The sequence below is a fragment of the Paracoccus limosus genome, from assembly GCF_009711185.1.
Classification (GTDB): Bacteria; Pseudomonadota; Alphaproteobacteria; order Rhodobacterales; family Rhodobacteraceae; genus Paracoccus; species Paracoccus limosus.
Window position 1 is genome coordinate 14,886 of sequence record NZ_WMIF01000013.1, and the last position, 22,986, is coordinate 37,871.

General features: G+C 67.2%; 20 protein-coding genes. 8 read left to right on the forward strand and 12 right to left on the reverse strand.

The genetic code is table 11. The features are described from left to right. Nucleotides 1-86: 86 nt before the first annotated feature. Together GL279_RS10565 and hemA are read right to left on the reverse strand one after the other, a co-directional pair. Nucleotides 87-1,331 carry a helix-turn-helix domain-containing protein gene (locus GL279_RS10565; protein ID WP_155064600.1) on the reverse strand — a complete coding sequence of 415 codons (1,245 nt, stop codon included), beginning with the start codon at nucleotides 1,329-1,331 and terminating at the stop codon, nucleotides 87-89. A gap of 107 nt (nucleotides 1,332-1,438) precedes the next feature. Continuing rightward, on the reverse strand, nucleotides 1,439-2,668 hold the full coding sequence (hemA, locus tag GL279_RS10570; protein ID WP_155064601.1) for a 5-aminolevulinate synthase: 1,230 nt from the start codon (nucleotides 2,666-2,668) through the stop codon (nucleotides 1,439-1,441). A gap of 167 nt (nucleotides 2,669-2,835) precedes the next feature. On the opposite strand from hemA, the gene GL279_RS10575 reads away from it, so the two are divergent. Further along, nucleotides 2,836-4,221, forward strand: coding sequence for a M20/M25/M40 family metallo-hydrolase (locus GL279_RS10575; RefSeq protein ID WP_155064602.1), 1,386 nt, complete (start codon nucleotides 2,836-2,838; stop codon nucleotides 4,219-4,221). 107 nt (nucleotides 4,222-4,328) lie between these two features. Here the strand turns inward: GL279_RS10575 and GL279_RS10580 are convergent, their stop codons facing one another. Continuing rightward, the gene (locus tag GL279_RS10580; RefSeq protein ID WP_155064603.1) at nucleotides 4,329-5,612 is read right to left on the reverse strand and encodes a DUF6456 domain-containing protein; all 1,284 of its coding nucleotides are present in this window, start codon (nucleotides 5,610-5,612) and stop codon (nucleotides 4,329-4,331) included. Between the two features lie 215 nt (nucleotides 5,613-5,827). Between GL279_RS10580 and GL279_RS10585 the strand changes: the two genes are divergently transcribed. Next, entirely contained in the window at nucleotides 5,828-6,229 is a 402-nt protein-coding gene (locus GL279_RS10585) for a DUF6477 family protein (RefSeq protein ID WP_211371293.1), read from the forward strand. On the opposite strand, the gene GL279_RS10590 is transcribed toward GL279_RS10585, so the two are convergent. Further along, nucleotides 6,192-7,778 (reverse strand): helicase HerA-like domain-containing protein, encoded by a 1,587-nt coding sequence (locus GL279_RS10590; protein WP_155064604.1) that lies wholly within the window; start codon nucleotides 7,776-7,778, stop codon nucleotides 6,192-6,194. The genes GL279_RS10585 and GL279_RS10590 overlap by 38 nt on opposite strands. A 553-nt stretch (nucleotides 7,779-8,331) precedes the next feature. Here GL279_RS10590 and GL279_RS10595 point away from each other — a divergent pair. Next, nucleotides 8,332-9,075: an invasion associated locus B family protein gene (locus GL279_RS10595; RefSeq protein ID WP_155064605.1), complete on the forward strand. Its 744-nt coding sequence runs from the start codon at nucleotides 8,332-8,334 to the stop codon at nucleotides 9,073-9,075. Between the two features lie 148 nt (nucleotides 9,076-9,223). On the opposite strand, the gene GL279_RS10600 is transcribed toward GL279_RS10595, so the two are convergent. Next, entirely contained in the window at nucleotides 9,224-10,768 is a 1,545-nt protein-coding gene (locus tag GL279_RS10600; protein ID WP_155064606.1) for a DegQ family serine endoprotease, read from the reverse strand. Between the two features lie 165 nt (nucleotides 10,769-10,933). Next, nucleotides 10,934-12,751, reverse strand: coding sequence for an ABC-F family ATP-binding cassette domain-containing protein (locus tag GL279_RS10605; protein ID WP_155064607.1), 1,818 nt, complete (start codon nucleotides 12,749-12,751; stop codon nucleotides 10,934-10,936). Nucleotides 12,752-12,869: 118 nt separating this feature from the next. Here GL279_RS10605 and GL279_RS10610 point away from each other — a divergent pair, with 118 nt between their 5' ends. The 4 genes from GL279_RS10610 to recR are packed head-to-tail and all read left to right on the forward strand — an operon-like array spanning nucleotide 12,870 to nucleotide 15,940. Beyond that, complete coding sequence (locus GL279_RS10610) at nucleotides 12,870-13,163, forward strand: DUF2218 domain-containing protein (RefSeq protein WP_155064608.1); 294 nt, start codon at nucleotides 12,870-12,872, stop codon at nucleotides 13,161-13,163. A gap of 58 nt (nucleotides 13,164-13,221) precedes the next feature. After that, nucleotides 13,222-14,994 carry a DNA polymerase III subunit gamma/tau gene (locus tag GL279_RS10615; RefSeq protein WP_155064609.1) on the forward strand — a complete coding sequence of 591 codons (1,773 nt, stop codon included), beginning with the start codon at nucleotides 13,222-13,224 and terminating at the stop codon, nucleotides 14,992-14,994. Nucleotides 14,995-14,997: 3 nt separating this feature from the next. Further along, complete coding sequence (locus GL279_RS10620; RefSeq protein ID WP_155064610.1) at nucleotides 14,998-15,339, forward strand: YbaB/EbfC family nucleoid-associated protein; 342 nt, start codon at nucleotides 14,998-15,000, stop codon at nucleotides 15,337-15,339. A gap of 1 nt (nucleotide 15,340) precedes the next feature. Further along, nucleotides 15,341-15,940: a recombination mediator RecR gene (recR, locus tag GL279_RS10625; RefSeq protein WP_155064611.1), complete on the forward strand. Its 600-nt coding sequence runs from the start codon at nucleotides 15,341-15,343 to the stop codon at nucleotides 15,938-15,940. Nucleotides 15,941-16,045: 105 nt separating this feature from the next. Here recR and GL279_RS10630 read toward each other — a convergent pair whose 3' ends face one another. The 5 genes from GL279_RS10630 to GL279_RS10650 all read right to left on the reverse strand — a co-directional run bounded on the left by GL279_RS10630 (nucleotide 16,046) and on the right by GL279_RS10650 (nucleotide 20,771). After that, entirely contained in the window at nucleotides 16,046-16,492 is a 447-nt protein-coding gene (locus GL279_RS10630; RefSeq protein ID WP_155064612.1) for an Hsp20 family protein, read from the reverse strand. A 179-nt stretch (nucleotides 16,493-16,671) separates the two neighbouring features. Continuing rightward, on the reverse strand, nucleotides 16,672-18,054 hold the full coding sequence (locus tag GL279_RS10635) for a heterodisulfide reductase-related iron-sulfur binding cluster (protein ID WP_155064613.1): 1,383 nt from the start codon (nucleotides 18,052-18,054) through the stop codon (nucleotides 16,672-16,674). Beyond that, on the reverse strand, nucleotides 18,024-19,097 hold the full coding sequence (locus GL279_RS10640) for an FAD-binding protein (protein ID WP_155064614.1): 1,074 nt from the start codon (nucleotides 19,095-19,097) through the stop codon (nucleotides 18,024-18,026). Before GL279_RS10640 ends, GL279_RS10635 begins: the two co-directional genes overlap by 31 nt. Further along, nucleotides 19,087-20,532, reverse strand: coding sequence for an FAD-linked oxidase C-terminal domain-containing protein (locus GL279_RS10645; RefSeq protein ID WP_155064615.1), 1,446 nt, complete (start codon nucleotides 20,530-20,532; stop codon nucleotides 19,087-19,089). The genes GL279_RS10640 and GL279_RS10645 overlap by 11 nt, the downstream gene beginning before the upstream one ends. Next, nucleotides 20,532-20,771 carry an HP1242/YdcH family protein gene (locus tag GL279_RS10650; protein ID WP_155064616.1) on the reverse strand — a complete coding sequence of 80 codons (240 nt, stop codon included), beginning with the start codon at nucleotides 20,769-20,771 and terminating at the stop codon, nucleotides 20,532-20,534. Before GL279_RS10650 ends, GL279_RS10645 begins: the two co-directional genes overlap by 1 nt. 95 nt (nucleotides 20,772-20,866) lie before the next feature. On the opposite strand from GL279_RS10650, the gene GL279_RS10655 reads away from it, so the two are divergent. After that, entirely contained in the window at nucleotides 20,867-21,568 is a 702-nt protein-coding gene (locus tag GL279_RS10655) for a DUF599 domain-containing protein (RefSeq protein WP_155064617.1), read from the forward strand. Here the strand turns inward: GL279_RS10655 and GL279_RS10660 are convergent. Next, entirely contained in the window at nucleotides 21,530-22,741 is a 1,212-nt protein-coding gene (locus tag GL279_RS10660) for an MFS transporter (RefSeq protein ID WP_155064618.1), read from the reverse strand. The two genes, GL279_RS10655 and GL279_RS10660, sit on opposite strands and share 39 nt — an antisense overlap. Nucleotides 22,742-22,986 lie beyond the last annotated feature (245 nt).

Sequence of the window (22,986 nt, forward strand, 5' to 3'; positions counted from 1 at the left end):
AGCGGCTATTCCCGGTCAGAGATAGGCCGATGCGGCGCTGCCGGCAAGCCGCCGGGCGCCGCAGGGGTGTGAAGAAGTCGTGACGGCTATTCCTGCTGTTCGCCCGCACGGGCCGGATCGGCCGAGGCCAGCGAGATCATCTGCGCCAGTTCGGGATCCTTGGCCGGATCGGCATAGGCGAATTTCGCGGTCAGCGCCTCGGCCGAAAGCTCGACATTCTTGACGACCTTGGCGCCGGGCGCGGCCGGGCCATAGGTGCGGCCGTTGACGGCGAAATAGATGGCGCCGGAATTGCCGGTGCGCAGGATCGGCGTGCCGTCGAGCTTGGGCAGGATGAACCGTTCGCCGGCGTCCATGGTCTTTTCCAGAAGCACGGTGCCATCGGCCGAGGTCACGCGCACCCATGCCGGGCGCGCGGCCAGCACCTCGACTGCGGAGGCGCCGGGGGCAACCGCCTGCACGGCAACCGTGGTCGCGGGCGGCACCGGGCCGGCGGCCTGCGCGCTTTGCTGCGCATCAAGCGGGGCGGCGGTTTCGGGCGTGACGACGGCGGACTGGGCGATATTGCTGGCGGCGGGCAGCACCGCCGGGTTCAGGCCGGGGTCGATGGCGGCGATGGGGCCGTCGCGGGCGACCAGAACCGGCACTTCAAGCGCCTGCGGGCGATAGGTGCGGTCGATGCCTTCGGGGCGCGGCAGGTTCACCTCGGCCGAATCGACGGTTTCGGGGGCAGCAGCCTCTTGCACGGGATCGAGCGCCGCGACCACGCCGGGCGATTGCTCACCGGGGGTCAGGTTGACCTTTTGCACCTCGCGCAGCACCGACCAGCCGCCATAGCCAAGGCCGCAGGCCAGCAGCACCATCACCAGAACCGAGCCGATGGCGCGCGGCTCGACCGAGGACCACATGCTTTCGGGTTTGGGCAGAAAGATCGGATGCGGGTTGGCCAATGCCTCGGCCGGGTCCGAGGCGCGGCGCTGCGGCTTGGGACCGGCGGCGACGGGGGCCATGCCATGCGTCGGCTGGAAGCCCGATTCCTGGCAGAAGCGGCGATAGGTCCATTCCGGGGCCAGCCCCAGATACCGGGCATAGGACCGCACGTAGCCCGCCACGAAGCTTGGCGCGTCGAAGGCCGAGACATCGCAATTCTCGATTGCGGCGACATAGGACGCGCGGATGCGCAATTCGCGCTGCACATCCAGCAGCGATTTGCCCAGCGTGGCGCGTTCGCCCCGCATCAGATCGCCCAGCCGGAAATCCGGATCATCCGCCCCATGCGGAAAATCCGGCAGTTCATGCTGCAACGGGGGGGTTCCCCTCAGCCCATTCATCGCCCGTGCCTCGTTTTTTGCTGCTGCATCTCCTCGAATCAGGAGAATCTCACAGGTTCATTAGAGGAAGGTTATCACGGGCGCGAGAGCATATCACCAGTCATCCGTCAGGCCACACTCGCCGAACGGTTGAGCTTGCACATAGACCACAGCGCATCCATCGCCTTGACCAGACCGTCGATTTCGCGCGGATCATGCACGGGCGACGGGGTAAGGCGCAGCCGCTCGGTGCCGCGCGGCACAGTCGGGAAGTTGATCGGCTGCACATAGATGCCGAAATCGGCCAGCAGCATGTCCGACAGCGCTTTGCAATGCACCGGATGGCCGACATGCACCGGCACGATATGGCTGCCATGGTCCATGATCGGCATGCCAAGGCCGCGCAGACGCATCTTCAGGATGCGGGCGTTCAGCTGTTGCTGGTCGCGCAGCACCTGCCCCTCGGCCGTCTTGAGGAAGGCGATCGAGGCCGCAGCCCCCGCCGCAACCGCCGGCGGCAGCGAGGTGGTGAAGATGAAGCCCGGCGCATAGGAGCGGATCGCGTCCATCATCTTGGCCGTGCCGGCGATATAGCCGCCGAAAACGCCAAAGGCCTTGGCCAGCGTGCCGTTGAACATGTCGATGCGATGCATCAGCCCGTCGCGTTCGGCGACGCCGCCGCCGCGCGGACCATACATGCCGACGGCATGGACCTCGTCGAGATAGGTCAGCGCGTTGAACTCATCCGCCAGATCGCAGATCGCGGCGATGGGGCCGAAATCGCCATCCATCGAGTAGATCGATTCAAAGGCGATGAGCTTGGGCGCCTCGGGATCGTCGGCGGCCAGCAATTCGCGCAGATGTTCGACATCATTGTGGCGGAAGATGCGCTTGGCGCCGTCGAAACGCTTGATGCCCTCGATCATCGATGCGTGGTTCAGCGCGTCCGAATAGATGATCAGGCCCGGGAACAGCTTGCGCAGCGTCGAAAGCGTGGCGTCATTGGCGGTATAGGCGCTGGAGAAGACCAGCGAGGCCTCTTTGCCATGCAGATCGGCCAGCTCGGCTTCCAGCTGCTTGTGATAGACCGTGGTGCCCGAGATGTTGCGCGTGCCGCCTGAACCGGCGCCGGTCGAATCCAGCGCCTCGTGCATGGCGTTCAGCACCACCGGATGCTGGCCCATGCCCAGATAGTCGTTGCCGCACCAGACGGTGATCTCGGTCTCGGACCCGTCGGGGCGCGTCCAGATGGCCTTGGGATAAGCCCCCTTGCGGCGCTCGATATCGATGAAGGTGCGATAGCGCCCCTCGTCATGCAATTTGCCGATGGCCTGATCGAGAGCGGCAGAATAGTCCATCTTCATCCCTTACCTTGCTTGAACTTGCTCGCTTGGGGGATCATGGTCCGATCCCGCGGGTTCTGACTTGATACGGATCAATCCGGTGAAAATATAGGGCCAAATTGTCGCATTACGACCATGGGAGCATCTGTTTGCCCCCAAAAAGCAGTCTGGAAAGGCATGAGATGCAGGACGACAGCCGAATTGAAGACGTGGTTTCGACGCTGGAGGCGCAATTGCCCGAAGCCTTGGAGCGGCTGAAGGAATTCCTGCGCATCCCGTCGGTCTCGACCGATCCGGCCCATGCGGGCGATGTCCGTGCGGCGGCAGAGTGGCTTTGCGCCGAGCTGCAGGGGCTGGGGTTTCTGGCCTCGGTCCGGCCGACGCCGGGCCATCCGATGGTGGTGGCGCATTCGCCCAAGGGCAATCGCCGGCCGCTGCTGTTTTACGGGCATTACGATGTGCAGCCGGTCGATCCGCTGGCGCTGTGGGACCGCCCGCCCTTCGAGCCGATGATCGAGGAGACGGCTGACGGCCCGGTGATCCGGGGGCGCGGCGCGGCCGATGACAAGGGCCAGCTGATGACCTTTGTCGAGGCGTTCCGGGCGTGGAAGACCGTGCATGGCGCGCTGCCGACCGATCTGGTGCTGCTGTTCGAGGGCGAAGAGGAATCGGGCTCGCCCAGCCTGCAACCGTTCCTGCGTGAAAATGCCGAAGAGCTGCGTGCCGATCTGGCGATGATCTGCGACACCGGGCTGTATTCCGATGGCCGCCCGGCGATGACGACGCAGTTGCGCGGGCTGTTGGGCGAGGAAATCGTCGTGCGCGGCGCCGATCGCGACCTGCATTCGGGCAGTTTCGGCGGTCTGGCCGCCAACCCGATCCAGATTCTGGTGAATGCGCTGGCCACGGTCAAGGATGCCGGCGGCCACGTCACCCTGCCCGGCTTTTACGATGGCGTCGAGGAACTCAGCGACGAGCTGCGCGCCGACTGGCAGGATCTGGGCTTTGACGCCGCCGAGTTTCTGGCGCGCGTCGGCCTGAAACATCCGGTCGGCGAAACCGGCCGCACCGGGCTGGAAATGGTCTGGAACCGCCCGACATTCGAGATCAACGGCATCACCGGCGGCTATACCGGCGACGGGTTCAAGACCGTGCTGCCGGCCGAAGCTCGCGCCAAGGTCAGTTTTCGCCTGACCGGAACCCAGAACCCCGAGGCGATCCGCGTGGCGTTTCGCGCCCATGTCCGCGCCGCGATCCCCGATGATTGCACGGTCGAGTTCCACGGCCATGGCGCCAGCCGCGCCAGCCGCATGGATACCTCGGACCCGGCCTTTGCTGCGGCCAAACAGGCGCTGTCGCAGGAGTGGGGGCGCGAGGCCGCCTATATCGGTGCCGGCGGCTCGATCCCGGTGGCGGGCGATTTCAAGGAAATCCTTGGCATGGATTCGCTGTTGATCGGTTTTGGCCGCGACGACGACCGTATCCATTCCCCGAACGAGAAATACAATCTGGAAAGCTTTGCCAAGGGCGCGCGCAGCTGGGCGCGGATTCTGGCCGCGCTGGCCTGATCCTGCACCCTGATCGGGCTGCCCGGATCAGGGCGTGAAAATGCACCGGCCGTCCGATGCGCTGCACCGGACGGCCCGTTCCCCTGCCCGAGATTGGTCCCGGATCGCTAGCCGACCAGCGGCGCGCCGGCGCCATAGGTCTCGCGGTAATGGCGGTCCAGCCGCATCAGCGCGAGGCGCAGCACGATCTTGCCCGAACGCGCCGACCAGCCCAGCCGCCGCTCGGTCAGCTCGATCCCTTCGAGGAAGCAGCACACGCGCAGGCACAGATCGCCCATGCCCGGGCCCAGCTCGCGCAGAGCGGCGGCGACGCGGTTGCGCGCGCTTTCCGCGCCGCCGCCATAGCCCACCGACACGCGTGACACGTCGATGCCAGAGGTCAGGAAGCGGTCCCAGTTCTGGGTGACGCGCGGGCCCATCTGCGCCAGCTCGAAATCCTCGCGCAGCCGCTCGCCCGCCGCCACCATTTCAGGCGCCAGAAAGGGTGTGCCATCCGCCTCGCGCCGGCGCGCCAGCATCATCAGCGGGCTTTCGGCGATATTGACCCGGGCGCGGCGGCGGCGGCCATCCTCGGGGTCGGTGATCTCGCGATCCTCATAGCTGCGGTGATGTTCGGCATGGGCAAAGCCCGCCGCCTCTTCGGCGCAGCCCTCGGCCATGACCGGGGCGGCCAGAATGAAATCCTCGCGCTGCGGCAGGGCACCGCCGCGCCGCGCGGCGATCAGGCTGCGCAACACCTCGCGCCCCTGGGCCGAGATGACATAGCGGCTGACCCGGCCCTGCCCGGTCATCTGCACCCAGGCGCGGATCGCCATATGCTCGGCCAGCTCGCGGTCAAGGATGGCGGTGCGGATCTCGTCGCGCACGACGATGGCCTTGTCCATGCCCTCGGCCACCACCATCTGCGCGCCCGGCTCGGCCAGACGGCGCAGGATGCGCGAGATCTGCTTCAGCCCGGTGCGGCCGGGCGTCAGCGCGGCGGGCTGGGCTGCGGCCGGACCTGGCGCCGGATCGGACCCCGGGCCTGCAACGTTGCCCGGCGCGCGGGTTGCGGCACGCTCGACCGCCTGATCGACCAGCGGATCGTCGCGCCGCGCCTCGAAACGGCGGATGCGGCGCAGGATGGTCGAGGCATGGCAGCCCAGTTCGCGGGCCAGCGCGCGGATGGTCTCGCCGCCCTCGACATGGCGCAGATACAGGCCCAGATCGCCGTCTTCGGGCAGTCCGGGCGCGCCCGACAGGGCCGGGGGGTGATCGCCCGGCGCGGCAATCGCAGGCCGGGGCGATGCCTGCTCGTCGGGCCGATTGCAGCCCGCGGCCTCCAGCCCGGATTGCAGCCCGGCCGGAAAGGCGCCCAGGGCGAAATCTCCCGTCTGAATCGTCATGTCCATTCCTTCGTTTTCCTGAGGCAAGCGGGCAGTCGCTCACCCATGGGTTGTTGGTTTGCCCCTGCCCAAAAGCTCGGGTCACCACCGAGATGGGGCAATAATTCCTAACAACTCCTAAAGATTCCTTGCCGCAGCGCGCGCAGCAGAAGGTCGGAACGCAACACACCCATAGGTTGTCAATAATCGGTTCACCAAACCAGCCAGCAGGAGCACCGCCGATGACCATGATGCCCAATGTCGTCCAGTTTCAGCCGCATCTCTCCAGCCCGGCCGGCCGGGCCTGGCGGCCGGCACAGGTCCGCCGCCCGCGCCTGCTGGTCGAGGCGGCGCGGGCCGGTCTGCCGAACTATCGCCGCAAGCGCGATCTGCGCCGCATCCTGCGCGGCGAGGAAATCCCGCAGCCGGGCGCGGCCCTGCGCCGGCTCTTGGCCGAAGAGGACAGGCTGGACCAGTCCCGGCGCGAAGCCGAGGCCGATTACGATGTCGAGCGCCATGTCCTGTTGCTGATCGCGATCATGGCCGAATCCATTCTGGCGCTGCCGCAGCCCGTCGCGCGCCGCAACGGACCGAGCGCCGCGCCGGTCACTTTCCCCGGAACAGCGATCCGAGCACGCCCCTGACCAGCGCCTGCCCCGTCTTGGTGCCCAGTTGCCGGGCAAGGCTTTTGCCGAAGGTGATGGCGATGCTGTCGCTGGCGCTGGCCCGGCTGCGCGCTGCCGGAGCGGCGCGCGGCTTTTCGGCCGGGATCTGGATCGAGGGATCATAGCGCCGGCCGCGCCCGGCCTTGGGCTGCATCTGCCACAGATCGTCATCACCTGCCTTGGCCGGTGCTTCGGCCTCGGCAGCCGCCGTCTCGGCGCGCTTGGCCAGCAGTTCGGCCGCCGACTCGCGGTCCAGCGTCTTGGCGTATTTCAGCCCCATCGGGTTCTGCGCGATCAGCTGCGCCCGCTCGGCATCCGGGATCGGACCCAGCTGCGCCAGCGGCGGCCGGATCAGCGTGCGCTGCACGATGCCCGGCACGCCCTTGGCCTCCAGCAGCGAGGTCACCGCCTCGCCGGTGCCGACAGCCTGAATCGCCTCGGCGGTGTCGAAATCGGGGTTCGGGCGATAGTTCTGCGCCGCCAGTTTCAGCGCCTTCTGATCCTTGGCGGTAAAGGCACGCAAGGCATGTTGCAGCCGGTTGCCCAATTGCCCCAGCACCGATTCCGGCAGGTCGGCCGGGTTCTGGGTGATGAACCACAGGCTGACGCCTTTGGACCGGATCAGCCGCGCCACCTGTTCGATCTTGTCCACCAATGCCGGCGGCGCGTCGTTGAACAGCAGATGCGCCTCGTCGAAAAAGAACGCCATGCGCGGCTTGTCGGGATCGCCCACCTCGGGCAGCTGCTCGAAGAGCTCGCTCATCAGCCACAGCAGGAAGGTCGCGTAAAGCCGGGGCGCGTTCATCAGCTTTTCGGCCGACAGGATATTGACCATGCCCTTGCCCGAGGCATCCAGCCGCATCATGTCGGCAAGCTCCAGCGCCGGCTCGCCAAACAACAGATCGCCGCCCTCGTTTTGCAAGACCATCAGCGCGCGCTGGATCGCCCCCACCGAGGCGGTCGAGACATTGCCGTATTTCAGCGACAGATCCTTGGCGTTCTGCCCGACCCAGACCAGCATCGCCTGCAGGTCCTTCATGTCCAGAAGCGCCAGCCCCTCTTCGTCGGCAACGCGAAAGGCGATGTTCAGAACGCCCTCTTGCGCATCGCTCAGCCCCATCAGCCGCGACAGCAGCAAGGGGCCCATTTCCGCCGGGGTGGTGCGCACGGGATGGCCGCGTTCGCCCCAGATGTCCCAGAAGGTGACGGGAAAGCCCTGGTAATCCAGCGTCACGCCGATCTGTTCGGCGCGCTTGGCAAAGCTCTCGGCCAGTTTCGCGTCCCCGCCGCCGGGCTTGGCGATGCCGGCCAGATCGCCTTTCACATCGGCCATGAACACCGGCACCCCGGCGCGGGAAAATGATTCGGCCAGTGTCTGCAAGGTCACCGTCTTGCCGGTGCCGGTGGCGCCCGCGATCAACCCGTGGCGGTTGGCATATTTCAGCAACAGCACCTGCGGCGTGCCGTAACCCGCTCCGCCGCCACCGACGAAGACGGTTCCGGCATCCAGATCGACGATTTCGGCCATGATCTCTCCTTGGAATTGGCAAAAATGCGCAGGGCAAGACAAAAGGACAATACAACCTTAAAGGTTTTGTGCCACTCTTGTCCTGTCGGGCAGGGCTTCATGCCTGCCCGGTTTCCTCCCTGTTGGACTGCCGCGCCTTCGGGCGCGGTCTTTTTTTGGGCGGCATGGTGCTGAATCCCCTGCGCAAAGCCCGTTTTTTCCTCAGCCACTGCACCCTTTGTCACAATCCGTCACAAGCTGACGAATAGGACAGTTGACGCTTGCAACCGCTCATTCTAGCTTTCGCAGCAATGATGACCGGCCAGTCCGGCAGGGAAGGTAAGGCTGTGAAACCCGGGGTCGTGCGCGCAATGGCGGCACCCCGGGTTTCATGTTTGCCCACACCCTCAGGCAGGCGGTTCCGCCGGCGCCATCCGAGGAAAATCCCTCTTCGCGCTCCGGCTATCACACGGGAAGAAAACGCAAAGGTGACGTCCAGCACGGCAATCGGCCCTGACATTCCCCGGCGCACATGCTACCAGCGGGCGACAACTTGGACCAAAGGAAGAGAACCATGGCCAACAGGACGTCCGCGGCTCTGCTCGCCGCCATCTTCACCATCGCCAGCTCGGCCGGCGTGATGGCGCAAACCTCCGAGACCCCTGCCCCCGCCGCCCCGGCGGCCGAGGCGCCCGCGACCACTCCGGCGCCTGCTGCCGAAGCTCCGGCCGCCGCTGCCCCTGCCGCGCCCGAAGCGGCGGCCGCCCCGGCCGAGGCTGCTCCGGCTGCTGCCGCAAATGGCGAGCCGCAGGTTGGCCAGACCTATGCCAAATCGACGCAAGGCGACTGGACGCTGCGCTGCATGAAGACGCAGAACGGTCAGGATCCCTGCGAGCTTTACCAGCTGCTGAAGGACAAGGACGGCGCCTCGGTGGCCGAAGCCTCGGTCCTGCCGATGGGCGGCAAGGTCTCGGCGGTGATCACCTTTGTCGCGCCGCTGGAAACCGACCTTCAGGCCGGGCTGGGCCTGCAGATCGATTCGGGCAAGGCCAGCCGCTATCCCTTCATGCTGTGCGCCCCGGTGGGCTGCATCTCGCGCATCGGCCTGACCGATGCCGAGCTGGCGCCGCTGAAGAAAGGCAATACCGCGACCGTGACCCTGCTGCCCTTTGGCGCACAAAAGGAACAAATGGTCGGCCTGAACCTGTCGCTCAAGGGCTTCACCTCGGGCATGGATGCGCTGGTGCAGGCCAACAAGGACCTGCCGCAGGCCGGCGCTGCCGCCGCGCCGAGCCCGGTTCCCGCGCCCAAGCCCTGATCGCCTGGACGGACCGCAATGCCAAGGCCGGGGAGACCCCGGCCTTTTTCATGCCCGCACCACAACCGGCAAGGCGGCAGCCAAGGAAAAAGGCCGGGCGTGCACCCGGCCTTGTCGCATGTCCTAAGCCCCGGCTGGCTTGGGGCGCCTAGTCGATCGGCAGCGCCACGAAACGCGGCTCGCCGGCGCGGCGCACCAGCATCAGGACGGACTTGCGCCCGCCCTTGCGGGCCTCGGCGATGCGCGCTTCCAGATCGGCAAGACTGGTCACCGGCTGTTGCCCGGCCTCGGTAATGACATCGCCCGGTTGCAGCCCCTTGTCAGCGGCAGCGCCTTCGGGATCGACCTCTTGCACCACCAGCCCCTGCATCTCGCGCGAGACGCCGATCTCGGCGGCGACATCGGGGGTCAGCGGCGCCACGGTCATGCCCATCAGCTGGCTGGTCGATTGCGCGCCGCTGTCATTGCCGGCCGGATTGGTGCCGGTGCCTTCGGCCAGCTCGCGCCGACCCAGCGTGATCTTCAGATCGACCGGCTTGCCCTCGCGTTGCACCACGACATCCACGGCCTCGCCCACCGGGGCATCGGCCACGCGGCGCACCAGATCGCGCGGGTCCTTGACGTCTCCGCCGGCAAAGCTGGTGATGACATCGCCCGCCTTCATGCCGGCATCCGCCGCCGGTCCGGTCGGAACATCGGTCACCATCGCGCCCTTGGCATCGGCCAGACCCAGCGAATCGGCGATGTCCTGCGTCACCGGCTGGATCTTGACGCCCAGCCAGCCGCGCCGGGTCTCGCCATATGCCTCAAGCTGATCGACCACCTTGGAAACCACATTCGAGGCCATCGAGAAACCGATGCCGATCGAGCCACCGTTGGGCGACAGGATCGCGGTGTTCACGCCGATCACCTCGCCATCCATGTTGAAAAGCGGCCCGCCCGAATTGCCCCGGTTGATCGCGGCATCGGTCTGGATGAAATCGTCATAGGTGCCCGAAAGCGCACGGTTGCGCGCCGAGACGATCCCGGTCGTGGCCGAGAAGCCCTGCCCCAGCGGGTTCCCCAGCGCCAGCACCCAGTCGCCGACGCGCGACTTGTCGCTGTCACCGAATTTGACAAACGGCAGCGGATCCTTGCTGTCGACCTTCAGCACGGCGATATCGGTCTTGTCGTCCTTGCCCACCACCTTGGCCGGCAGGGTCTTGCCCGAAAAGAACTCGATCTCGATCTGATCGGCGCCGTCGATGACGTGGTTGTTGGTCACGATCAGCCCGTCGGGCGACACGACAAAGCCCGATCCCAGTGCGTTCGAGCGCTGCTCGGGGGCACCACGGCCAAAGGGACGCGGGCTGTCGCCCTCGTCATCCTGCGGGGGCATGCCCGGAAAGCCGAAGTCGCGGAACAGGTCGCTGAACGGGCTGCCCTCGGGCAGTTGCGGCCCGCCGGCCAGCGGCGAGGCGACGGTCGAGGTCGTGGTGATGTTCACCACGGCGGGGCTGACCTGTTCGACCAGATCGGCAAAGCTTTCGGGCATCACCTGCTGGCTGCGCGCGGCGCTGTCGGGGGCGGCCAGCGGCTGGTTGGCATTGGCCGGCGCGGTGGTCGCGGACTGCTGCGCGACAGCGGGCGACACTGCCATCAGCAGGGCCAGACCCGAGGCGGTCAGGTAATGGCGGGCGGATAGGTTCTTCATGTGGCGTCTCCTTGGGTGCCGCAGAGGCCGTGGCCGCTGGGCAATCTGCTCAAGTTCAAGGGGATTTCCAAGCCCGTTGCAAATGAACCACGCTCGCAGGGAATGAACTGATCGTGACTTGCGCCGCGCGCCGGGGTCAAGGGCCAAAACGCCGCAGTTCAGCCCCTAGCCCTGATCGCGGTCCGCCAGATCCAGCCATTCCTCTTCGGCGGCGGCCAGCGCCGTCTGACGTTCCGACAAGCCCTCGCTTGCCTTGGCAAATTTCGCCGGCGCGGTCTGGAACAGGTCGGGCTGGGCCAGAAATTCGGTCAGCTTGCCGATCTCGGCCTCCAGCCGCTCCATGATGCCCGGCAATGATTCGAGCCGCTTTTTCTCGGTAAAGCTTAGACCCGAGCGGGCCGTAGCAGCCGGGGCCGCATCCGGGCGCGGCTGCGCCGGGGCGCGGGACGGCACCTCGACGGGTTCGGGCAGGTCCTGCGGGCGCTGCGCGCGGTAATCCGACCAGCCGCCGGGATAGATGGTGGCGCGGCCGTCGCCCTCCATCGCCACGGTGGTGGTGGCGACGCGGTCGATGAAATCGCGGTCGTGGCTGACCAGCAGCACGGTGCCGTCATATTCGCCCAACAGATCCTGCAGCAGGTCCAGCGTTTCCACGTCCAGATCGTTGGTCGGTTCGTCCAGCACCAACAGATTCGACGGCCTCGCCATGATCCGCGCCAGCAAAAGCCGCGCCTTTTCCCCGCCCGAAAGGCTGCCCACCGGCGCACGCGCCTGCGCCTCATCGAACAGGAAATCTTTCAGATAGGCGACGACATGGCGCGGATTGCCGCGCACCATCACCTGATCGGCCCGGCCCGAGACGCGCATCTCGGGATCGCCCGCCAGCGCATCCCACAGGCTGACGGTTTCGTCGATGGCCGAGCGCGCCTGATCGAAGATCGCGATTTCAAGGTTGGTGCCCAGCTTGATCTCGCCGCTGTCGGGGGGCAGCTCGCCGGTCAGCATCTTGATCAGCGTGGTCTTGCCCGCGCCATTCGGGCCGACAAAGGCCACGCGGTCGCCGCGCAAGACGCGCAGGTCGAAGGGCCGCAGGATGGTGCGCTCGCCAAAGGTCTTCGAGATGCCCTTGGCGTCGATCACCCGCTTGCCCGATTGCTGGCCGGCATCCAGCTCCATCGCCGCCGTGCCCTGCCGGCGGATCTGACCGGCGCGTTCCTCGCGCAGTGCGGCCAGCGCGCGCACGCGGCCCTGATTGCGCTTGCGCCGCGCCGAAATCCCCTCGACCGCCCAACGCGCCTCGGCCTTGATCTTGCGGTCCAGCTTGTGACGGGCCTCATCCTCGGCGGCCCACAGCGTCTCGCGCCAATCCTCGAAATGTTCAAACCCGCGATCCTGCCGGCGCACCTCGCCCCGGTCGATCCACAGCGTGGCGCGGGTCAGTGCGCGCAGAAAGGCACGGTCGTGGCTGATCAGCACGAAACCGGCGCGCGTGGTCGAAAGCTGCTCTTCCAGCCAGCCGATGGCCTCGATATCCAGATGGTTCGTCGGTTCGTCCAGCAGCATCAGCTCGGGCGCCTCGGCCAACAGCCGCGCCAAGGCCGCGCGGCGGCGCTCCCCGCCCGAGGCGGTGGCGACGGCGCGGTCGGGATCGAATTTCAGCCCCTCGGCCGCCATCTCGACGCGGTAGCCCTCGGCATCGTCCAGACCGGCGCGGGCGAAATCGCCCAAAGTGGCATAGGCCGACAGGTCGGGATCCTGCTCCATATAGCCGACCTTGGTGCCAGCCGGGGTGATAACCTCGCCGCTGTCGGGTTCGACCAGCCCGGCCATGACCTTCATCAGCGTGGACTTGCCCGAGCCGTTGCGGCCGACCAGCGCCAGCCGGTCGCCCTGCTGGACGGTCATGCTCAGCCCGTCAAAGACGGGGTTGCCGCCAAAGGTCAAAGAGATATCGGTGAGTTGCAAAAGGGGTGCGCGTGCCATGTCCGCCAGATAGGGCGCGGCGCTGGCCGGGTCAACGGGATTGCGGGGCCCGTGCCGCACCCCCTGCCCGCGCGCGACGATGCTTGCGCAGGCGGTGCCGCGCGCCTACATCCGGTTCATGACAAAAAACATCACCCATTCCACCTGCTCTGTGCCCACCGAACACGGCAGCCGTTATCTGCAGCAGCTCTGCAAGCATTGGGCGCACAAGTTCGAGGTCAGCTTCGACGCCACCCAAGGCCGCATCGCCATGCCAGAGGATCGCGTGGTCACCCTGACCGCGACTCCTGCGACGCTGCAGATCGCACTGGACGCCCCAGACGATGTGACCGCCCATATGCGCGGCATCGTTGACAGCCATATCGCCCGCTTTGCCTTCCGCGAGGAGCTGGTCTTCGACTGGCAGCCGTGATCCGGTTGCCGCTCCCGCGCGGCCCGGCTAATCTCTGCCGGTCACGAAAGGCCGGTGGATGAGCGAAGAACAGCACTATCAGGTATTGGCGCGGAAATACCGCCCCGAGACATTCGCCGATCTGGTCGGTCAGGATGCGATGGTGCGCACGCTGAAGAACGCCTTTGCCGCCGACCGCATCGCGCAGGCCTTCATCATGACGGGGATACGCGGCACCGGCAAAACCACCACCGCCCGTATCATCGCCAAGGGCCTGAACTGCATCGGCCCGGACGGCACCGGCGGCCCGACGACCGAGCCTTGCGGGGTCTGCGAACATTGCGTCGCAATCAGCGAAGGCCGTCATGTCGACGTGATGGAGATGGACGCCGCCTCGCGCACTGGCGTCGGCGACATCCGCGAGATCATCGAATCCGTCCACTACCGAGCCGCCTCGGCGCGCTACAAGATCTATATCATCGACGAAGTCCACATGCTGTCGACAAGCGCATTCAACGCGCTGCTAAAGACGCTGGAAGAGCCGCCGCCGCATGTGAAATTCATCTTTGCCACCACGGAAATCCGCAAGGTGCCGGTCACGGTGCTTTCGCGCTGCCAGCGCTTCGACCTGCGCCGGATCGAGCCCGAGGTGATGATCGCCCTGCTGCAGAAAATCGCCACCCGCGAAGGTGCCCAGATCACCGAGGACGCGCTAGCCCTGATCACCCGCGCCGCCGAAGGCAGTGCGCGCGATGCAACCAGTCTGCTGGATCAGGCGATCAGCCATGGTGCGGGCGAAACCACCGCGCCGCAGGTCCGCGCCATGCTGGGTCTGGCCGACCGGGGCCGGGTGCTCGACCTCTTCGACATGATCCTGCGCGGCGCCGCCGCCGAGGCTTTGGCCGAATTGCAGGCGCAATATGCCGATGGCGCCGATCCGATGGCCGTGCTGCGCGATCTGGCCGAGATCACGCATTGGGTGTCGATCGTGAAGATCACGCCCGAGGCGATCGAGGACCCGACCATCGGACCGGACGAGCGCGCCCGTGGCGCCCAGATCGCCGAAAAGATCCCGATGCGCGCCCTGACCCGGCTGTGGCAGATGCTGCTGAAAGCTCTGGAAGAGGTCGGCGCCGCGCCGAACGCGATGATGGCGGCGGAAATGGCGATCATCCGCCTGACCCATGTCGCCGACCTTCCCGACCCCGAGGCGCTGATCCGCAAGGTCCAGGCCAGCGCGGCGGCGGGCGAATTCAACCGCAGCGCCGCGCCCCCCGCCCACCGCAACGAGGCGCCGCGCGCAATCGCCCCCCTCGCGCCCATCGCCGCCCGCCCCGATGGCAGCGCCGCAGCCGTGGCCGTGTCACCCGATGCCTTAGCGGGCTTTCCCGATTTCGAAAGCGTCATCGAACTGATCCGGCGCATGCGCGACATGAAGCTGCTGCTGGACGTCGAAGACCACCTGCGGCTGGTGCGCTACGCGCCGGGCCGGATCGACTTCAACCCGACCGACAATGCTCCGCGCGACTTTGCCCAGCGTCTGGCCGAACGGCTGCGCGGCTGGACCGGCGGGCAACGCTGGGCCGTGGTCGTGGTCTCGGAACCGGGACAGCCGACGATCAGCGAACAGCGCGCCGCGCGCGAGCTTGAAGCCCGCGCTCGCGCCATGGAAAACCCGGCCGTGCAGGCAATCTTTGCCGCCTTCCCGCAGGCCAGGATCACCCGCATCCGCCCGGCACCGCAGCCGGTCGCGGTTGAAAAACCCGCGGGCGAGGATACATCCCCGCATGAGCTGACCGAAGGCCCGGTGGCCGAGGTCGAGGAATGGGACCCTTTCGAGGACGAGGAGTAGGCAATGTTCAAGGGACTTGGCGATATGGATCTGTCCAAGATGATGGAAGCCGCGCAGAACATGCAAAGCAAGATGACCGAAATGCAGGACGGGCTGAGCCGCCTGTCGGTCACCGGCGAATCCGGCGGTGGTCTGGTCAAGGCCACCGCCAGCGCCAAGGGCGAGCTGACCGGGCTCGACATCGCCCCTTCGATCTTCAAGGCCGAGGACAAGGAAGTGGTCGAGGACCTGATCCTCGCCGCGATCAAGGACGCGCAGCGCCGTGCGCAAGACAAGGCCGCCGAAGAAATGGCGCGTCTGACCAGCGAACTGGGCCTGCCCGCCGACATGAAGATGCCGTTCTGACATGGCCGCTGGCGGCGATGAGATCGAGACGCTGATCGCCGCCATGGCCCGCCTGCCGGGGCTCGGCCCGCGTTCGGCACGCCGGATCGTGCTGCAACTGATCCGCAAGCGCGCGGGCCAGATGGCGCAACTGGCGGCGCTGATGGCCAGCGTCGCCGAAAACGCCCGCGAATGTCTGGTCTGCGGCAATGTCAGCCAGTCCGACATATGCCCGATCTGTGAAAACCCCGCCCGCGCCAGCGGAGAGATCTGCGTCGTGACCGATGTCGCCGACCTCTGGGCCATGGAACGCGGTCGCGCCTTTGGAGGGCGCTATCATGTGCTGGATGGCAATCTCTCGGCGCTGGACGAGATCGGCCCCGAGGATCTGCGCATCCCGCAGCTGGTCGAACGCATTGCCGAGGAAAACATCCGCGAGGTGATCCTCGCGCTTTCCGCCACGGTCGAGGGCCAGACCACCGCGCATTACATCGCCGAGGCGCTGGCCGAGACCGGCGTCACCGTCACCGGCCTCGCGCAAGGCGTGCCGATCGGCGGCGAGCTTGATTATCTTGACGACGGCACCATCACCGCTGCCCTGCGCGCCCGGCGCAAGTTCTGAAACGCCAAAGGGCGCGGCCCCAAGCCACGCCCCAAGTCATATCTCATTTCTTTCGTGGGAAAATATCCCGGGGGTGCGGGGGCAGCGCCCCCGCGGCCAATGCTCTCAGGCGTCCAGTTTCTCGACGGCTTTCATCGGCTTCGCGATCTCGATCCGGCGCGGCTTCAGCGCCTCGGGGATCTCACGCACCAGTTCGATGTTCAGCATCCCGTCGACATGGCTCGCCCCCTCGACCCGAACGTGATCGGCCAGAGTAAAGCGGCGTTCAAAGGCACGGGTGGCGATGCCACGATGCAGGAAGGTGCGGCCCTCATCCTCGCCGGGTTTGCGGCCCGAGACGATGACGGCGCCATCCTTGACCTCGACGGTCAGGTCATCGGCGCCAAAGCCTGCAACGGCGATGGCGATGCGATAGGCATTCTCGCCGGTCTTTTCGATATTATAGGGCGGGTAGCTGGCGATGTCGGCCGAGAGGGCACGGTCCATCACATCGGCCATGCGATCGAAACCGACCGAGGCACGATAAAGCGGGGTAAGGTCAAAATTGCGCATTTTCGCATCCTTCATCCAAGCGATACAAAGGCTTGCCCCCCATTGGGGCGGGCAGGTCCGTCGGCGCCCTTGGGCCGTCCGACAGGGATTAGCTGGGATGTGATGCGGGGCTTTTCAAGGCCCCGGCCGGCGCGCTGCTGGCGGGCTTGGCATGGGTATTTGGAAAATGGTGAAGGTGCTCAGGCCGTGAGTGCGCGGGGTTTCGGGCCTCCGGTCGCCCAGTCGAGCAGTTCCACAGTATGGACCACCGGCAGGCCGGTGCCCGCGCCGATCTGCATCATACAGCCGATATTGCCGGCGGCGATGACTTCGGGCGTGGTGGCCTCCAGCGTGGCGACCTTGCGTCTGCGGAGTTCGCCCGAGAGTTCTGGTTGCAGCAGGTTGTAGGTGCCGGCCGAGCCGCAGCAAAGATGCGGGTTCTCTGGTTCCACGATGTGGAAACCGGCCTGTATCAGCAGGGTCTTGGGCGCCGAGCGGATCTGTTGGCCGTGTTGCAGCGAGCAGGCCGAATGATAGGCGACGCGCAGGCCCTGTCCGCCTTCGCGCGCGGGGCGCAGGCCGGAGGTTGGGGGCGCGGCCGCGTGGCCGAGGTCGGGGAAATGCGGGGCTTCGTCGCGCAGCGCGCCCGGCTCTCGCCCGGTGGGCAGGCCATGGGTTTCCAGAAATACGGTCACGTCGCGGGCAAGGCGGGCGATCCGTTCGGCCTGCGGCTGCATCGGGTCGCCGGCAAAGATCTTGCCATAATCCTTGAGCGTGGTGCCGCAGCCCGAGGTATTGACGATGATCGCGTCCAGCGGCGTCCGGGCGTCGATGTCCTGAAACTGGCGGATGGTGGCGCGGGCGGAATGCAGGGCCTGTTCCTCGCGCCCCATGTGATGGGTCAGCGCGCCGCAGCAGCCAAAGCCTTGCGGGATCACCACCTCGCAGCCGGCGCGGCGCAAGAGGCGGATGGTGGCGTCGTTGATGTCAGTGTTCAGCGCCCGTTGCGCGCAGCCGGGCATCAGGGCCACCCGCGCGCGTCTGTGCCCATGGGGGGCAAAGATATGTCCGCGGTCCGAGGGGCTGGCGGGCGGGATGTGCTGCGGCGCCATGTCAAGCATGGCGCGCAACCGGGGGTCGGGCAGCAACCGGGCAAAGGGCCGTGCCAGCCGCGCCGCATGCAGGGCCAGCCGGAACCGCCGGTGATGCGGCAGGATCTGCGCCAGCATCCAGCGCAGCGCCCGGTCGCGCCAAGGCCGGCGATAGGTCTTTTCGACATGGATGCGGGCGTGGTCGATCAGATGCATATAGTCCACGCCCGAGGGGCAGGTGGTCATGCACGACAGGCAGGACAGGCAGCGGTCCAGATGCTTGACCGTCTTTTCATCGGCGTCGCGGCCGCTTTCCAGCATGTCCTTGATCAGGTAGATCCGCCCGCGCGGGCTGTCGAGTTCATCGCCCAGCACCTGATAGGTCGGGCAGGTGGCGGTGCAAAAGCCGCAATGCACGCAGGCGCGCAGGATCTTGTTCGAGCGCGCGACCAGCGGGTCTTTCAGCTGCTCATCTGTGAAATTTGTCTGCATGGTCCGTCGCTGGCTAGGATGGCGCGCGGATCGAACCGTTCGCGCAGGCTGGCATTGATCCGCGCCACGATCGGGTCGGGCGCGGGAAGGCTGAGCGGTTGGGCGCCGCTGACGCGGGTGGCATGGCCGGACCAGACCGGCAGGGCCGGAGCCTCGCCCGGCGGCAGGCGTAGCCAGATCAGCGCGCCGCCCCAATCCAGCGCCTCGGGCGGCGGCAGGGCGGCCAGCAGGGCCGGCGCCTCGGAGGGGCGGCAGATGATGCGCCACAGATCGCCGCGCGCATCCGGCACCGGACCCGGCTGCGGCACGGTTTGCGGCCAGTCCGCGACCTCATCGACTGGGCCAAAGCCCGCCAGCCGCTGGGTCAGCGCAGCGCGGCGGATGGCGACGGAACCCGCCAACCCCTCGACCCGGATCAGTGCGCCCTGCCCCGGCAGCCAGGCCGCGCCGGAAACGTCATAGGGCCCGGTCAGCGCAGCCGTCAGCGCCGGGATCGCCTGCGCCGCACCCAGCCCCGGCAGCGCCAGCACCGCGCGGGTCTGCGGGCGCGGCGCGGTCTTCAGCGCCACCTCGGTCAGCACGCCCAGCCTGCCGCGCGCGCCGGCCAGCAGCTTGACCAGATCATAGCCGGTCACGTTCTTCATTACCCGACCGCCATTGGCGATCACCTCACCCTGTCCGGTGACAAAGCGCAGGCCCAGCATGGCGTCGCGGCAGGCCCCGGCCTGCACCCGGCGCGCGCCGCTGGCATTGGCCGAAGCCACCCCGCCGATGGTCGAACCGGGACGGGCGTCGGGTTCAAAGGCCAGCATCTGCCCCTCGGCCGCCAGCAGCGTCTGGATTTCGGCCAAGGGCGTGCCCGCGCGCACCACCAGCGTCAGCGCGGCGGGTTCGTAAAGCACCACCCCGGTCAGGGCCGAGAGATCCAGCCGCAGCCCCTGCCCCTCGCCCGGGTGCAACCGGCTGCCGCCGCCGAGGGGCGACAGGGGTTCGCGGGCGGCGCGGATCATGTCCGCCAGCTCGGCCTCGGTTTCAGGCTGCATTGCGCATCCCCTCGCGGCGCGGGGCCGAGACGGCCAGCGGGAACACCTTGGCCGCGTTGAGCAGCCATTGCGGATCGAACACATCCTTGACCCGCATCTGCGCATCAAGATCGGTCGGCGTGAATTGCGCCAGCATCAGCTCGCGCTTTTCCACGCCCACGCCATGCTCGCCGGTCAGGCAGCCGCCGGCCGCGACGCACAGGCGCAGGATCTCGGCCCCCAGCGCCTCGCAGCGCTCCAGATCGCCGGGCTTGTTGGCATTGTAGAGGATCAGCGGATGCATGTTGCCGTCGCCCGCGTGAAAGACATTGGCCACGTCCAGCCCGTATTCGCCCGAAAGCCGCGCGATCCCGGCCAGCACCTGCGGCAGCGCCGACACCGGGATCGTGCCGTCCAGACACATGTAATCGTTGATCTGGCCCATGGCGCCGAAAGCCGATTTCCGGCCCAGCCAGATGCGGCGCGATTCGTCCTCGGAGCGGCTTTCGCGGAACTCGACCGGGGCGAAGCCCTCGGCGATGGCGCGGATCAGGCGCAATTGCTCGTCGATCTCGGGCGGCGTGCCCTCGACCTCGATAATCAGCAGGGCCTCGCAATCGGGATAGCCCGCGCCGGCAAACGCCTCGGTCGCGCGGATGCAGGGCCGGTCCATGAATTCGATGGCGACGGGCAGGATGCCGGCGCGGATGATGGCGGCCACACAGGCGCCCGCGGTTTCCGAGGCGTCAAAGCCCACCAGCACCGGGCGCGCGCCCGCAGGCTTGGGCAGGATGCGCAAGCTGGCCTCGGTCACGATGCCCAGTTGCCCCTCGGAGCCGCAGACGACGCCCAACAGATCCAGCCCCGCCGCCTCGCCCATCGGGCCGCCCAGTTCGACCACCTCACCGGCCATGGTGACCAGCGTGACGCCCAGCAGGTTGTTGGTGGTGACGCCGTATTTCAGGCAATGCGCCCCGCCCGAATTCATGCCGACATTGCCGCCGATCGCGCAGGCAAGCTGGCTGGAGGGATCGGGGGCGTAAAAGAACCCTGCCCCATCCACCGCACCCGAAACCGACAGGTTGGTGCGGCCTGCCTGCACGCGGATGAAGCGGTCGTCGAGATTGGTTTCCAGCACGGCATTCATGCGCGCAAGCCCGACCACCACCGCATCGGCGGTGGGCATCGAGCCGCCGGCAAGGCTGGTGCCGGCGCCGCGCGGCACCACGGGCACGCGTTCGGCGTGGCAGATGCGCAGGACGGCCGCGACCTCTTCGGTCGTGCGCGGCAGCACCACCGCCAAGGGCGGGCAGCGATAGGCCGAGAGCGCGTCGCATTCATAGGCGCGCGTCTCGGCCGGGTCGTCGATGACCGCACCCGGCACGGCCTCGCGCAGCCGGGCGGTGATCGCCGCGCGGCGCGCCAGCACGCCGGCATCGGGTGCGGGCATCTGCATCAGGCCACCTTGGCGAGAATGCGGGCGATTTCATCCTTGAGCGCGGCGCGTTGCTTGCGCAGCGCGGCCTCGGCCTCGTCGGACATGGGCGTCTGGCGGCTTTCGGCCCCCGCCACCTGATCATTGATCGCGTCATATTCCCCCAGAAGCCGGGCGAAATGCGCGTCCGAGAGCTTCAGCTCGTGGATGCGCTGCGCGTCATTGGGGAATTCTTCGTGGATTGCATGCGGTGCTGCCATGGTACTTTCTCCAAGGGCAAGGGGGCCGTCTTACTGGATAGCCCCCGCACCGGGGTCTGGCAACCGTCGGGCAGGCTGGCTAGAACTGTTGCATCATGGATTCCGTCGTCAACCTGCCCGCCTCCGTTTCCTATTTCGACCTTTTCGCGCTGGTCCTGCTGTTCGGCAGCTGGCTGGGCGCCGGCTGGCTGGTCGAGCATCCGCCGCGCAGCCGGCCTTCGGTTTCGGTGCTGATGCGCGACTACCGGCGCGAATGGATGCGCCATTTCGTGACCCGCAACCCAAGGCTCTTTGATGCCAATATCCTGGCCTCGCTGCGCGAGGGCACGGCGTTCTTTGCCTCGGCCTGTCTGATCGCCATTGGCGGCGGGCTGGCGATGATCGGCAAGACCGACCAGATCGCGGGCGTGGCGCGGCAATTCGACATCCAGCACGTCCCGGCGCTGATCTGGGAAATCAAGATCGTGGTGGTGCTGTTCTTTGTCGCCAACGCGCTGTTGCGCTTTATCTGGGCGCATCGGTTGTTTGGCTATTGCGCCATCCTGATCGCGGCGGTGCCGAATGATCCCGACGATCCGCTGGCCTATCCGCGCGCGCATCAGGCGGCCGAGATCAATATCACCGCCGCGAAAAGCTTCAACTCGGGGTTACGCTGCGTCTATTTCGCGCTTGGCGCGCTGGGATGGCTGGCAGGGCCGCTGGTCCTGTTGCTGACCACGCTGGCGGTGCTGGCGGTGACGCTGCGGCGCGAATTCGCCTCAGGATCGCGCCGAGCGATTTTGCATCGCATGCCCTGAATCCAGCTGGCCGTTGCGGGCGGCCTGCCACCAAGCCAGAGCCAGCGCGGCGATGCCGGCAAAGGACAGCCCGACGCCCACGATCCCCGAGCTGCGCCAGCCCCAGCCCGCCCCCAGCGCCATGCCCGCAAGCCATGGGCCAAGCGCATTGGCGGCGTTGAAGGCGGCGTGGTTCATCGCGGCGGCCATGCTTTGCGCCTCGCCCGCGACATCCATCAGCCGGGTCTGCAACGGCACCACCATGCCCGAGCCCAGGCCCAAGAGGAAGGACGAGCCGATCATCAGCACCCAGCTGCCCACGGCGGCCGAGGCCAGCGCCTGCGTCAGTGCCATGAACAGCATCAGGACCAGCGCGGCGCGGAAATTGCCCAGCCGGATCGACAGCCGCGCGGCCTGAATGCTGCCCAGCGTGCCGCCGACGCCAAAGGCCGACAGCAGCGCCGCCACCGCCCATGCCGGCGGCGTGGTCGTGGCCAGCATCGCCGCCGACAGGTAGGAATAGACCGCAAACAGCCCGCCAAAGCCGATGGCGCCCACCAGCAGCGTCAGCATCACCGCCGGATTGCCAAGCGCGCGCAGCTCGACCAGCGGCCGGGCATTGGGGTTCGAGCCGACGCGGGGCGCCAGCCGCAGGATCAGCACCGCCGAGATCAGTGCCAGCACGCCCGGCAGCGCAAAGCCCCAGCGCCAGCCCAGCCCCTGCCCCAGCGCGCTGGCCAGGGGCACGCCGGCGATATTGGCGATGGTCAGGCCCAGCAGCACCTGCGTCACGCCCTTGGCGCGCTGATCGCGCGGCAGGGCATCGGCGGCAAACAGCATGGCCACGCCCAGAAAGCCGCCATGCGGCAGCCCGGCCAGAAAGCGCATGCTGACCAGCGTGCCATAGCCCGGCAGCACGGCGGCCAGCAGGTTCATCACGCCATAGACCGCGATCAGCGCGGCAAGGTAGCGTCGGCGCGGCAGCTTGGCGCCAAGGATCGAGGTCACCGGCGCCCCCACCACCACGCCAAGCGCATAGGCGCTGATCACATGCCCGGCCTGCGGCTCGTTCAGGCCAAGGTCGCTGGCATACCATGGCAACAGCCCCATGGCGGCGAATTCGGAGGTGCCGATGGCAAAAGAGCCAAGGGCAAGCGCCAGAATGGCGAGGCGCAGGTTCGGTTGGGGCGACATGGCGTCCTTTGCAGAGCGGGCTCTGGCTGGCTGAGGGGGAGGGACTTGCGCCCCGCGATACCAGATGCCCCCGGCCCAAGCCAAGCGCGCGCGGGTGACGCTCTGCCATGCAATGGGTGCAACCCTGCCATCCAAACCCGGAGCTTGCGGGCGGTTCCGGGTTCTGGCAGCGGCCGGATGTTCGCGGCTTTGCAGAATCCGATCTCCGATCCTCACCAAGTTCGCCTCACAGGGCGAAAGCCGAC